Consider the following 12,690-nt stretch of genomic DNA (forward strand, 5'->3'; position numbering starts at 1 on the left):
TAAAGATTAAATTGGATGTTTTTAGAGTTATTATCGATTTAAGATACAAAAAAGCTACATTTTAAAATGTAGCTTTCTTTATTTCTATCTGTCTATATTTAAAACTATTTCCTTAATTTTTCATTGATTTGTTTAATATCATTTTTGATTAACTGGGCATTAATAAACCAGATCAACACATAAATAAGGGTGAATATGATAGTGAATACTAATATATGTGGTACATCAATAATAAACCAGTGAGCCGTAAATGCTAGAGGTGTAAAAAAGATATAGTAGACAAAGAAATTGACAATAGTTCTCTTTAATAAGGTCCATCGTTCAATTTGGAAAATTAAGGCTCCCATACTGAATACCAATCCCATTAAAGCCCAAAGTACAACTGAAAAGGTTACTGCATTGAGAGGGCGAGCAAAATGGCTGGTAAAGACGGGAGTAGAAGGTAGGTATGTGTCAGCACCATTTAAATAGTTAAAAAATATTGAGACACATAAACCGATTGCAATACCTAAAAACATTCCTTTAATCGCACTTAATATATATTTTTTCATAATCCTAATCTCTCCTTTAAATTTTTGATTTTTCTACGTGAAATTGCTATACGCTCTTGATTCGTCAATACTACATCAATCGCACCATCATTTAGCAATACTAGATGATCGATATGTTTGAAATTGAAATAAGCACTGCGAGATGCTTCAATAAAGTCATTATTTAAAATTGCCTTGACTTCTTTAAGCGGCTTGCGACAACTATAATGTCTATTTTGCGTGGATATATCCAATTTTCGATCATCAGTTTGGATAATAAAAATATCATTTAAACTAATAGGTTTTAGTTGATCATCATAATAGCACCACAATACCTGATTATTATTTAGATATTGCAACATACTTTCCAGATTTGGTTTCATTTGTTTAACCCATATTTCGGCATGTTCTTCACTAATGGATGCATCTACATGTAAGTTGATTTTCATTACGTCCCTCCTGTTTTCTTTTGATAGAATAAGTATATCAGGTAAAATCGCAATTTATACTTAAGTTGTATAAATGGCATATTTTAAGTCATAAATGGCCATTATTTTGGCTTAGTTTGGTAATTAATATACATTGAAAGGAAAAGTTAGATGTTAAAAATCAGAAATGCTGTTAAAGAGGATGTACCACGGATTATGGAGATATATTGTTATGCACAAGAATTTATGATTAAATGTGGCAATCCAACTCAATGGGGTCATAGCTACCCTACAAGAGAATTAATTGATTGCGATATTTTGAATCAGGCATGTAAAGTAGTCTACGATGAAACTGGAATACACGGGGTTGTTGCTTTATATGAAGGTATAGATCCTACATATGTGCATATTGAAGATGGATCTTGGCTTAATAATGATCCCTATATTACTATTCATCGAATTGCAAGTGATGGTCGGGTACATGGCGTCTTTAAAACTGTTGCCGATTATTGCAAGAATATGATTGATAATGTTAAGCTTGATACCCATGCCAACAATTTGATTATGCAGTCGCTAATTGCAAAAAATGGATTCACCAGATGCGGGATTATTCATGTTGATGATGGCTCTCCTAGAATTGCATATCAGTGGTCGAAAAAGTGATGAAATGCCAAGTTGATCACCTTTTTTATAAAAATCAAAAGTTTAAATTAATGTAATAAGTTTACTTTTATACTATAATAAAATTGAGTTATAGGATAATAATTTAGCATAATGATTTTAATAATTGAAAAAATAATTTAGTATAGAGGTAATGATATATGGTAGGAAAAAATAATGAACTTAATAAATCAAGGCATATATTTGAACATATAAATCGTTACAGCATCAGAAAACTTAAGGTAGGTGTCGCTTCAGTCGCAATTGCTGGTTGTTTTGTTTTACCTATGGGTACAAACACGGTATCTGCAACGGAAGTAAAGACTGAGGAGACTGTTAATAAACAAGAAAATAAAAAGTCTGCAACTGACAATAAGAAAAAAGATCAGACTTCTAAGGAAAAAGATCATCAAGCTGTAACTAGTGAGATTAAGGACAAAAAACCTGAGCAAAAGGCAAAACAAGATACGCCAGTTGATGAAACAAGTCATTCTAATAAAGTACCTGTTAATCCAAATCATCTAGAAGCCAAAGATCAATCAACTGCTAATGATCAAGTGACTAATGAAAAAAGTGGCAAAGTTTATAACTTGCGTTTTGTTTATACACTAAATGATAATGTCGTTTCGCAACTCTATCAGCCATATGAACTAACACTTACTGAAAGAGAACTTAACAAAAAAGACTTTGTTAAATATTTGGAAGTGCCTCATTTGGTAGGATATCGTACATACGCTGGAACTTATATCAAAAAAGATGGCAAATATGTTACAGCAACTGATTTAGATGAAAAAAAGACACATTATATCAAAATTGATGCCGCTTATATTAAAGAACATGCCAAAGCTGATTCAGCTGATAAAAGTGGCTTGCATTATAAAGGAATAGTTAATGTACCATATACACCAGAACAAAAAGTTTATTACGTTCGTCATTTAGTGCAAAAATTTGATAATCCTAATGAATTTGAAGATGTCAAGTTACCTGATTCTGTTTATAAAGTTACTAAGACAATTACCGAAAATGGTAAACAAAAACAGGTTGTATTAACTCGTAATTATGGAACTGTAGGTACGGTGGCATATGCTCAGCCAATCTTTATTCCAGGTTATCGTCCGGAAACTAACCTGCTTCGTTCTGCTTTACCAGATAGTGATCAGCCAGTAATATTTACTTTGCGTTATTATCGTGATAGTTATGAAGTCAAATATGACACGGATAATGGTACTAGCATACGTACTAAGCGAGTATACTACCAGCAACCAGTTACAGAGGTTGCTAATCCTACACGTCGCGGTTATGTATTTCAAGGCTGGACAGTTAGTGGATTATCAGATAGTGAACATTCAGGTTCCAAAATAAATAAGGAACAAAAGTTTACAAGTATTAAATCGATGCCAGCTAATGGAGTCACCTTTAAAGCACACTGGAAAGCAGTTGAAAAAGCTGAGTATACAGTTAACGTTTGGGCTCAAAAAGCAGATCTTGTCGATTATGCTCATCCAGATAATATTGTGAACTATGACTTTGTCGGACGTGTTAAGCGAACTGTTGATACATTTGCTAAAAATGGTGATGGTTCAGTAGATGAATCTAAACCGACTACAATTGATGATCCTCATATAGAGCAAACAGAAATAGAAAAGATGGCTTTCCCTGATACAGTAGAAAGCGATCGTAAGACTGCTGCTGAGTTTGGAAAGTACTACGTCTTAAATGACAGATTTACTAAAGTAATGAACCACTTAATGGTGGATAAGAAAACAGGCAAAACGACACTTAAGTTTACTCAGCCAGATGCACGACACCAGAGTCGTGCGATCATCCGTCCAGAAGGCGACACAGTGCTAGATCTGATTTATGATCGCAAACCTTATGATCTGATTTTTGCTAAAGGGGATGTTGCAAAGGGTGTTGATAGTGGTTACAATACACCAATTGTCAAACCGGATGCTGAAGGAAAATGGGTAACTTATTGGTATGATAATACTGCTCAGCCAGATTTTGATAAGAATGGTGATTTTCAATTTGACGAGCGAAATATTGTCAAAATGAAGCCTAGAACAGATGGCAAGACACTTTATTCGCCTTATGTCGTCAGAGCACGCTATGGTGCGTCATTACAATATCGCTGGCCAATAGAATCAGAAGTCAGAATGCAACGACATGAAGGTGTTGATCTTGATACACATGGTGATCCTACTAGAGGGTCAGATGATGCCATTGGATTTTTGGGCTTTGTATTGAAAAACAAAGCTGAAAAGGGTAAAAGTGAATATGCTGAATATGGTGCATATAGGGATACGCCACCTTATCGAGTAACCAAGGCCTTTTTGGGAGGAACGGATTCTTTACCTAATCCACATCTTACTTTGTATGGGAAACCATTGAAATCCAATTGGCGGTTGCTGACGACAGATTTAACTGATTTAAGGCTAAACAGAGGTAAAGTTGAACCACAAAAAGTGATTATCAGGTTGGAAACTGATCAATCAGCTAAGAAAAATGATGATAAGGATCGTCATTATGCCTTCTCATTGGAATCCTATTCCAAAAATGACACAAGCAACGACTATACGTTTAACTGTCCGCTGATTAAAGGTTATCAGGTAATTCCAGAAGATGCTAAGCAAAAAGCTGAACAAGTTGATGCTGACGATATGAATGACAAGCTTGATAATATGATGGAAGAAGATTATGAGAACTATCAAAAAGATCATCCTGATTATGAGGGATCTTTAGAGGATTACAAGTTGCTAGTTCTTTCAGGTAATCAACGCTGGCAATATGAGTTTTATTTACGCCATCATCCTGAATATCTTCCTGAATTAAAACCGATGGTAGCAGATTATGTAGCTAAGCATCCGGGTCGTCACAAGAATGATTTCTTTAATTTATTAATTAGTGGCCGTTTAACTGGAGATAAGGACCAAGTCCAAAAAGCTTATGAACAATTAGAAGCTGGTTTTACCCGATATAAGCAATTAAGTGAAGATATTAATAATTATGTTAAAGAGTCTTATGAACAATATAAGAAAGATTGGGTAGCAAAAGGTGGTGACGAATCTGATATTGAGCCAGCTGATCCAGATGATCCAGATCATCTTTCACCATCTAGCCCTGTTTTGGAGTTACCTGAATATAAGCGTTGGGTTTTAGGTAATCGTAAGTTACTTGATAAAGAGCATCCTTTAGACGAGATGTATGAGGATTATAAAACTAAGCATCCTGATTTTTTAGGAAGTCCGACAGATTTTACTTTTCTATTTGAGCAACATGCATCACCTATTTATTATACTAAGTATAATTCTACTGATAAGTTGGATGGTCCAGATAATATGGATACTGAACCTTATGAAAAGAATACGTTATTAGTTTATAGGTATAAGCGTTGTCACTATAAGCTGAAATTCTTTGGTAGTAGGGATGCTGATACGGCACTTGCTGAAGAAGACCATCCTTATAGCGAAAATATTAGAAATGTTTCATATAATGATGAAGTGACGGTCGTTCCACTTAAGGCCAATGATACTAAGCATCATCTACCTTATCAATGGGAATTTAGAGGTCAAACAATTACTAGACCAACTTATTTACCAGAAGATTACGTCTTTAAAGGTTGGGCACTGGATGCTGGTGGTACGCAGCCTTTAATTCCAAGTGGCTTTACTAAGGAAGTACAGAAGAATCTAACACCAATTGGGATGCCTGAAGGAGGCTTAGCTCTTTATCCAATATGGGGACCTTCTGAAGTTAAACATAAAGTGACCATCAATTATTGGGGCAATAAGTTCTATGATATGGAGTTAGTTCATAATCAGATTTTACATGAGCATGAGAAACCAGAAGGAACGGATGCCCCCTTCTTGAAAGATCCGCCGCATCAGAAAGGTTATGCCTTTACTGGTTGGGTAATTGAGGTTAAAGGTAAAGATGGCAAGGTGCAAGAGCATCCATATGCTTTTGATAATCCAGTGGTTGAAGATATGACATTGAAGGCAAAATATGTGCCAGATGTGCGTGTGACAGCAACTATCCATCATTATTTACTCAAGCCTGGTGAAACAATCAAAGCTTATTATGACCTCTTTAAGCAAGAACAAGACCTAGATAAGCAAATAACTGCTTGCACTGATGCAAACAAGGTTAATGAATTGCGTGCTACAAAATCAGAATTGACCAAGAAACGAATGGCGATGGTTGATATAGATGCTGTGCAGACAATAGATAATTTGCGACCTGATGCAGCTTATTCTGCTCAGGCAGTTTATGAAGGACCACAATATTTCCCAGATACACAATTTGACCAGATTACTGTTAACAAAGATGCAAAGAAGAATGTTGCTTGGTTTGTTTACCAAGTATTTGGACAAAACGTGTATAAAGTTCAGTATCATGATGCGAATGGAAAGGATATTTTACCACCGCAGACGATTAGAACAGGTAATCTTGATTGGGATGTTGCTACAGCACCGCAAATTCAAGGTTATCGCTTTAACAAAGTAAGCGTACCTGACCGAGATGCCAAAGATAAGCAAAAAGATGACACACATCCACAAGGACAAATGACATTTGAAGTGACTCCAGAAGGTAACGGAGTTAATAAAGTATATAATGTTATTTTCACCTATGATGATGTACGGATATTGAAGCGAAAAGATCAATCACAAGCAACTCCAGCAGGTTATCAGCGGATTTATTACAACACTGATGGCAACGGAAAATTAGTAACTACTGATGATAAAGACAAGCAACCTGTAGCTAATTTGACTTATGATGTTGTTGACGGTTTGCAGAATGGGTTGTTGCCAGATATTAAACCACAGGCCAACCCAGGTTATCGCTTTGTCCGTTGGGATCCAGCTGTACCAGATACATTGGCTTCAGTTAAATCACGAACTTACACTGCAATTTTTGAACCAGATATTAGCACGAGAAAAGATAATCCATATATCATTAGCGTTGGTGATCCATTACCAGATGCTAAAGAGTTATTAGCAGGTGCAAAAAATCTGCCAAACAATGTAATAGTATCTTATGCTAAGGGTCAAGGACAGCTTAATGGAGACTTTATTGTACCAAACGGTGCCAAAGTACCTGATCGAACTTATGTTGACCGTCCAGTTAAGTTATTGATTAACTATGATGCAGTCGATGACGCAGGAAAACCTAGTCACAGGACAATCGAGTTAGATACCACTTTAACTGTGGTTAACCCTGTAGTAGCTCAATCTAGAATCTTGTCTGCTGATTTGAGTGATCAAGATCAAAAGAATAGCGGAATTGATAAGCATACGCTAGCTGTCGATCGCTATATTCGCACACACTATAAGCTCGTTACTTTTGATGCTAAACAAAATGGTGATTTTGCTAGTCCTGACGTGGAGCGTAGTTACTATGTAAAACCAGATGTCGAAGTCACTATTCCAAGACCTGGAGTGATAGCTAAAGCTGGTTATGATTTCAGCGGTTGGAAACAAGGAAATACGCCTTATTCCAAGGTAGTGAAGGGTAAATTCAGTGATAAGACGACCATTGAAGCGGACTATCAGGCACATGCGATGACGCTTAAGCCAATGATTCTGAGTGTTGGTGATCAGGCACCAGAAGCTAAGGCATTGGTAACTAATAGTGATAAGTTGTCTGATGCTGCTAAGTTTAGTTATAGTGGGTCTGCCCCAACTACACAAAAAGCAGGTAAACAACAAGTTACAGTTGTTAATACAGATGGTGTTAAGCAGTCAACTACCATTCAAGTGATTGATAATATCGTTTCTAATAAGCAACTCCAAGGCTTGAGTGAAGCAGAAAAGGCTTATATTAAAGCACATTATAAGCGAATTGCCTTTTCAGCTGGTCAACATGGTCAATTTGATCCTAAAGATGAAACTATCTATTATGTAAATCCTGATCGTGTACATGATCTTAGCCAGTTAGCTCCGCATGTAATAGCTAAGATGGGATATAAGCAAGGAAATGGTTTAGCTAATACAGGATTTAGTTGCAAGTTGAAGGATGTTCGTTTCGATTATGATACAGACATTGTAGCTACTTATCAGGAAGTTGATCCGACGACCAAGCATTTGATTATTAGACAAGGGATGTCTTTGCCGAAGGCAAGTGAATTCATTGAGTCTTTACCTCAAGGTACAGATGTTGCTTACAACTTTGGATCAGAATCTGCTCAAAAATATGCTCAAGATGAAGTAGGACATACTAAAGTTATTCCGTTAACATTGACTTATAAACAAGCAGATAAAATTACAAGAACAGCTAATTGTGTAGCATATCTTACTGTTTTGCCGACTGTGATTGCTCAAGGATCTGAAACTGCACCAGATTGTGTGGACTACATTAAGAAGAATTATCATACGATCACCTTTGATGCAGGTAAAGATGGGCAATTGGATGGTGCAACAACATACTTTGTTGATCCTGATCGTGAAGTAGATTTGACTTCTATTCAACCAGGTGTGACAGCCAATACTGGTCAGCAGTTTAGCGGTTGGAATAAGAAACTTAAGGGTCAATTTACTCAGAATACGACCTTTGAAGCTAGTTATCGTCAAGCTCCGAAACCAGAACCGTGTCCAGTATGTCCAGTGCCTAAGCCAGAGCCGAAGAAGGGAACCTTCAAGGAAATTCACATTTATGTCACTAAGGATGAAGACGGAAAGATTATTAGTACAATCCAAAGTGAAAATAAAGTGAATGGTTATGACGGCGACGAGTACACAACCGAGAAGAATGAAAAAGATGGATTTGAATTTAAAGGAATAAAAGATCTACAAGATAATCCAACTTATTCAACAGACGGCAAGAGTACAACAGGCAAGATAGTAGGAGATAAGAATCAATCGATAACTTACGTCTATGAAAAAGTCGTTAAGAAGGAACAACCAGCTCCAACTCCAACGCCAGTTCCAACGCCGCAGCCACAGCCGAAGAAGGGAACCTTCAAGGAAATTCACATTTATGTCACTAAGGATGAAGACGGAAAGATTATTAGTACAATCCAAAGTGAAAATAAATTGAATGGTTATGACGGCGACGAGTACACGACCGAGAAGAATGAAAAAGATGGATTTGAATTTAAAGGAATAAAAGGTCTCCAAGATAATCCAACTTATTCAACAGACGGCAAGAGTACAAAAGGCAAGATAGTAGGAGATAAGAATCAATCGATAACTTACGTCTATGAGAAAGTCGTTAAGAAGGAACAACCAGCTCCAACTCCAACGCCTGAACCGATGCCAGCTCCAGAGCCTAAACCAGAGTTGCAGCCTAAGCCACAGCTGGAGCCAAAGCCTGAACCGACGCCAGCTCCAGAGCCAACGCCAGCTCCAACTCCGGTGCCTGATCCTAAACCAGAGTCGCAGCCTAAGCCGCAGCTGGAGCCAAAGTCTGAACAAAAGAAATTACCACAGACTGGTTCGGATGAGGGTTACGCATTAGGAATGGCCATTTTAGGATTGAGTTGTTTGCTTACTTTAGCAGATAAAAAACGTAAAAATAAAAAATAATTTTTAAGTCCAAAAGGGCGGTAACAACGTTTACTGCCTTTTTTTGTGTGTATTTTTTTATCTTCTTTTTTATAAAAAATGTTTTTTTGCGTAATTATTTTATGGATAGAAAGGAGGTGTTGTATGGATACTAGTATGTATGCCGATGAATTAATTAAACATGCAATTAAACAGCGAGTTAGTGATATTTTTGTCTTACCAACTGCTGATGGTTATACTATTAAATTTAAAACATTAGTTGGTCTGCAGATTGTTGAAAATATTTCTGCAAATAAAGGTGTCGAAGTAATTAATCATTTTAAATTTATTGCTGAAATGGACATTGCAGAACATCGTCGCCCTCAGGTAGGTTCTTTTATTAAGGAAACTAATGGAAAAAATGTTTTTTTGCGTTTTTCTAGTGTTGGTGATTTTTTAAATAGAGAATCTATGGTAATTAGGCTTATTTATGATATGGGAGATTGTCATTATTTTTTTCCAGAACAATTTGAAAAATTAAAACAACTTTCGAAAAAAAGAGGAATGATTGTGACTAGTGGTCCAACGGGGTCTGGAAAAACAACTACTATGTATCAGTTAATTAAGCAAATTAGTTCAGAAAAATTTGTTATGACGATTGAAGATCCAATTGAAATATTAGAACCTGATTTTTTGCAAACGCAAATTAATAATCAAGCTGGTATAGATTATCTATCTTTGTTAAAGGCTGCTTTACGTCATAGACCCGATATTTTAGTCATTGGTGAAATTAGAGATGCACAAACTGCTAAAGTAGCAATCAATGCGGCTTTAAGTGGGCACTTAGTTTTAACAACAATTCATGCTAAAAGCACATATCAGATTATTGATCGTTTTTTAGGATTAGGTATTAAAATGCCAGAATTGGAAAATGCATTGACAGCAATCAGTTACCAACGATTGTTGCCAACTGTGAAAAACACATTTTCGTGTTTATTGGATATAGCTGATGCTACAAAATGGCGAAAATCAGTTAGTGAACATGATACTAATTTTGTAGATTGGCAGCAAAATATAGAAAATTTATATCATAAGGGAGTTATCGATAGTGATGTTTTTCAAAGTTTTCTCGAAGGATAAGCTTAATAAAAGTGAACAATTGGTCTTTTTGGATTATTTGCAACAAAGTTTAAATAATGGCTTTTCATTCAATCAATCATTAAAAATACTACCTCACGTTTGGAATGAAAAAGTTAATATTATTCAAAAACTTTCTAGCAATATTGCACAAGGAAATGATATTGGTCAATCTTTAGTCGCTATTGGATTTTCTCGTATGATCGCACAACAGATATCATTTGCAATTAAGCATGGTAATTTAATTGAATCATTGTCTCAATTAACCAAGATTATGCGACTCAAAAATGAACAAATCAAAAAAATTAAGAGCGAGATGGCATATCCTGCTGTTTTAATTGTGATGATGGTTAGTCTTTTGATTGCTATGCAGACTTTTTTGCATTCAGAATTAAGCTCTGATAGTTCGAGTAGCGATTTTATTTTTGCTATTATTATTAGTTTAATAGGTATATTTTTTATTGGTTGTTCTTATGTTGTCATTTTAGCTAAAAAGCAGGATTATACGTCATTTAAAAAGTTGATTCATGTTCCAATATTAGGGCGTTTAGTTAAATTATATATTCATTATCTAATTGTTTCTGAATTTGCTATTTTAATGTGCAATGGCTATACCTTGCAACAGATATGTAATTTTTTTGATCATGAGACGAATCAAAGCATTGCAAAAACAATTACTTGTAAGATGAATGATGCTTTAATTAAGGGAAATGATATTGAGGAGATTATTAAACAAGAAGAATTTTTGCCAGATAGTTTAGTTTTACTTTTTGGAGTTGGTGCAGATACTAAAGAACTTAGCAAAAAGTGTGTTTTGCTTAGTCAAACATTATTTTATGAATTAAATTTCAAATTAGGCAAGGCTGTAGTCAGTATCCAACCCTTTTGTTTCATTTTAATTGGCTTTTGCATTTTAGCCATGTATTTAAAAATTTTAATGCCTATGTACGCATCTATTCAAAATATTTAAGGAGAAAAAAGTTAATGAAAGTTTTACATAAATTATTCAAAAGAAAAGTTAAAGGTTTTACTTTGATAGAAATGGTAGTAGTTATAGCAATTATAGCCATGTTGATTTTATTAATTGCCCCAAATTTATTTTCATATCGTGATAAAGCAAATAATACTGCAAACGATGCATTTATTAAAACTGTGCAGATGCAGGTAGATTTATATAAAGATGAGTATGGAAAAAATATAACGGTAAGTGATATGCACGATAAGAATTATTTAACTGATAATCAGGTTAAAAAGATAGAAGCAAACCACATTACGATTAAAGATGGTAAAGTAATTGCTCCTAAGAATTAAAAGATTAAGTCGAGGCTTTACTTTAATTGAAAGTTTAATAGTTTTGGTTATTACGTGTTCAATTATTTCTTTTCCGATTATTGAATTGAAGGGATATAGAGATAATTTAGCTTTAATTAATACTAGAGCACAAGTTAAATCAGCTATTAATTTTTGCTTGAAAGAGTCAATTATCAATAAACGGGTATATTTCATTCGTTATTCTGAAACTAGTAATAAATTAAAAGTGATGTCTGATTGGTCGACTGCTGAAAAAACTTTTTTGATAAATTCGCAAGTAAAAATAATTAATATTGATAATTTAACAATAAAAAAGAAATCATACGTTGCTCCTCGGACAATCTATTTTAAATGTGGCAAAATTACAAAAAGAATGACTGTACAGTTAATGTGGGGACGACTAATTGAAAAATAAAATACGTGCATTTTTGTTAGCAGATGCCTGTCTAGGTTTATTTCTGTCAATAGTTGCTATGAGCTTGGTTTATTATAGTGTTGTAGAATTACAAAAAATAAAAACAACTGTAGAAATTAAAGTTGATCGTAAATTGGCTGAAAAAATGATGGCAGAAACAAAAATAACTACTGTTAAATTACATAATAGGACTTATGAAAATATTTAAGACAAAAAATAAAGGATTTATGTTGGCGGAGGCTATAATAGCTATTTTAATAACAGTTTTATGTTTTGAGATTTTATATTCAACTATTAATACAGTTAGGACAGTTTCCCATAAAAGGGATGGAGTCAATAATGTTGCCTTCGCCTATATTCAGCTTAATCGCTTCATTAAGGATAGAGAGTTGATGCTTGATATAAAACATTCAGATGTAAAACGAGCGATACTTAAACAAAAAAAGAAGGATGAAGAGAATAAAGTATACTATGAGACATATTCATTTTATGAGAGAAAAGGGCAATTAAGGATGTCACAGGGATATATGCCCTTGATGATGAATTTAAGAACAGTATATTTTTCATATGTGAATAAAGATGTAATGAAGATGAAAATTGTTGAACGAGATGGTCGTTGTAGCATATTAGCTTTTAAATTGAAAGAAATGGAAAAGGATAAACGTGCTAATGAACCTAAAAAATAATTGCATATTTTCTATTTTAAAAATGAAAGTTCCAGCTACTGC

General features: G+C 34.6%; 10 protein-coding genes. 8 read left to right on the plus strand and 2 right to left on the minus strand.

The annotated features are described in order from the left end of the window. Positions 1-104: 104 nt before the first annotated feature. A complete protein-coding gene (locus G6Z82_RS02140; RefSeq protein ID WP_164785750.1) occupies positions 105-551 on the minus strand; it encodes a DUF3021 domain-containing protein in 447 nt (148 codons plus the stop codon). Then, positions 548-979 carry a LytTR family DNA-binding domain-containing protein gene (locus G6Z82_RS02145; RefSeq protein WP_006729038.1) on the minus strand — a complete coding sequence of 144 codons (432 nt, stop codon included), beginning with the start codon at positions 977-979 and terminating at the stop codon, positions 548-550. The genes G6Z82_RS02140 and G6Z82_RS02145 overlap by 4 nt, the downstream gene beginning before the upstream one ends. A 150-nt stretch (positions 980-1,129) precedes the next feature. Between G6Z82_RS02145 and G6Z82_RS02150 the strand changes: the two genes are divergently transcribed. The 8 genes from G6Z82_RS02150 (at position 1,130) to G6Z82_RS02185 (ending at position 12,648) form a co-directional block, all read left to right on the plus strand. Next, positions 1,130-1,621, plus strand: coding sequence for an N-acetyltransferase (locus G6Z82_RS02150; protein WP_160807902.1), 492 nt, complete (start codon positions 1,130-1,132; stop codon positions 1,619-1,621). 158 nt (positions 1,622-1,779) lie between these two features. Continuing rightward, positions 1,780-9,141, plus strand: coding sequence for an InlB B-repeat-containing protein (locus tag G6Z82_RS02155; protein ID WP_164785751.1), 7,362 nt, complete (start codon positions 1,780-1,782; stop codon positions 9,139-9,141). A 123-nt stretch (positions 9,142-9,264) separates the two neighbouring features. Further along, complete coding sequence (gene comGA, locus G6Z82_RS02160) at positions 9,265-10,239, plus strand: competence type IV pilus ATPase ComGA (protein WP_006733800.1); 975 nt, start codon at positions 9,265-9,267, stop codon at positions 10,237-10,239. Next, complete coding sequence (locus tag G6Z82_RS02165) at positions 10,211-11,206, plus strand: type II secretion system F family protein (RefSeq protein WP_006735790.1); 996 nt, start codon at positions 10,211-10,213, stop codon at positions 11,204-11,206. Before comGA ends, G6Z82_RS02165 begins: the two co-directional genes overlap by 29 nt. Positions 11,207-11,220: 14 nt before the next feature. Further along, positions 11,221-11,547 carry a competence type IV pilus major pilin ComGC gene (gene comGC, locus G6Z82_RS02170; RefSeq protein WP_006731741.1) on the plus strand — a complete coding sequence of 109 codons (327 nt, stop codon included), beginning with the start codon at positions 11,221-11,223 and terminating at the stop codon, positions 11,545-11,547. Beyond that, complete coding sequence (locus G6Z82_RS02175) at positions 11,531-11,962, plus strand: type II secretion system protein (protein WP_080550276.1); 432 nt, start codon at positions 11,531-11,533, stop codon at positions 11,960-11,962. The genes comGC and G6Z82_RS02175 overlap by 17 nt, the downstream gene beginning before the upstream one ends. Next, complete coding sequence (locus G6Z82_RS02180) at positions 11,952-12,170, plus strand: hypothetical protein (RefSeq protein ID WP_006729047.1); 219 nt, start codon at positions 11,952-11,954, stop codon at positions 12,168-12,170. The genes G6Z82_RS02175 and G6Z82_RS02180 overlap by 11 nt, the downstream gene beginning before the upstream one ends. Next, a complete protein-coding gene (locus tag G6Z82_RS02185; protein ID WP_006735815.1) occupies positions 12,157-12,648 on the plus strand; it encodes a competence type IV pilus minor pilin ComGF in 492 nt (163 codons plus the stop codon). The genes G6Z82_RS02180 and G6Z82_RS02185 overlap by 14 nt, the downstream gene beginning before the upstream one ends. Positions 12,649-12,690 lie beyond the last annotated feature (42 nt).

Source organism: Lactobacillus iners, from assembly GCF_011058775.1.
Taxonomy (GTDB): Bacteria; Bacillota; Bacilli; order Lactobacillales; family Lactobacillaceae; genus Lactobacillus; species Lactobacillus iners.

Bases quoted from the DNA above. Each gene is read 5' to 3' on its own strand.
- G6Z82_RS02140 (WP_164785750.1), bottom strand. From the start codon at position 551: ATGAAAAAATATATATTAAGTGCGATTAAAGGAATGTTTTTAGGTATT.
- comGA (WP_006733800.1), top strand. From the start codon at position 9,265: ATGGATACTAGTATGTATGCCGATGAATTAATTAAACATGCAATTAAA.
- G6Z82_RS02185 (WP_006735815.1), top strand. From the start codon at position 12,157: ATGAAAATATTTAAGACAAAAAATAAAGGATTTATGTTGGCGGAGGCT.
- G6Z82_RS02165 (WP_006735790.1), top strand. From the start codon at position 10,211: ATGTTTTTCAAAGTTTTCTCGAAGGATAAGCTTAATAAAAGTGAACAA.
- comGC (WP_006731741.1), top strand. From the start codon at position 11,221: ATGAAAGTTTTACATAAATTATTCAAAAGAAAAGTTAAAGGTTTTACT.
- G6Z82_RS02145 (WP_006729038.1), bottom strand. From the start codon at position 979: ATGAAAATCAACTTACATGTAGATGCATCCATTAGTGAAGAACATGCC.
- G6Z82_RS02150 (WP_160807902.1), top strand. From the start codon at position 1,130: ATGTTAAAAATCAGAAATGCTGTTAAAGAGGATGTACCACGGATTATG.
- G6Z82_RS02155 (WP_164785751.1), top strand. From the start codon at position 1,780: ATGGTAGGAAAAAATAATGAACTTAATAAATCAAGGCATATATTTGAA.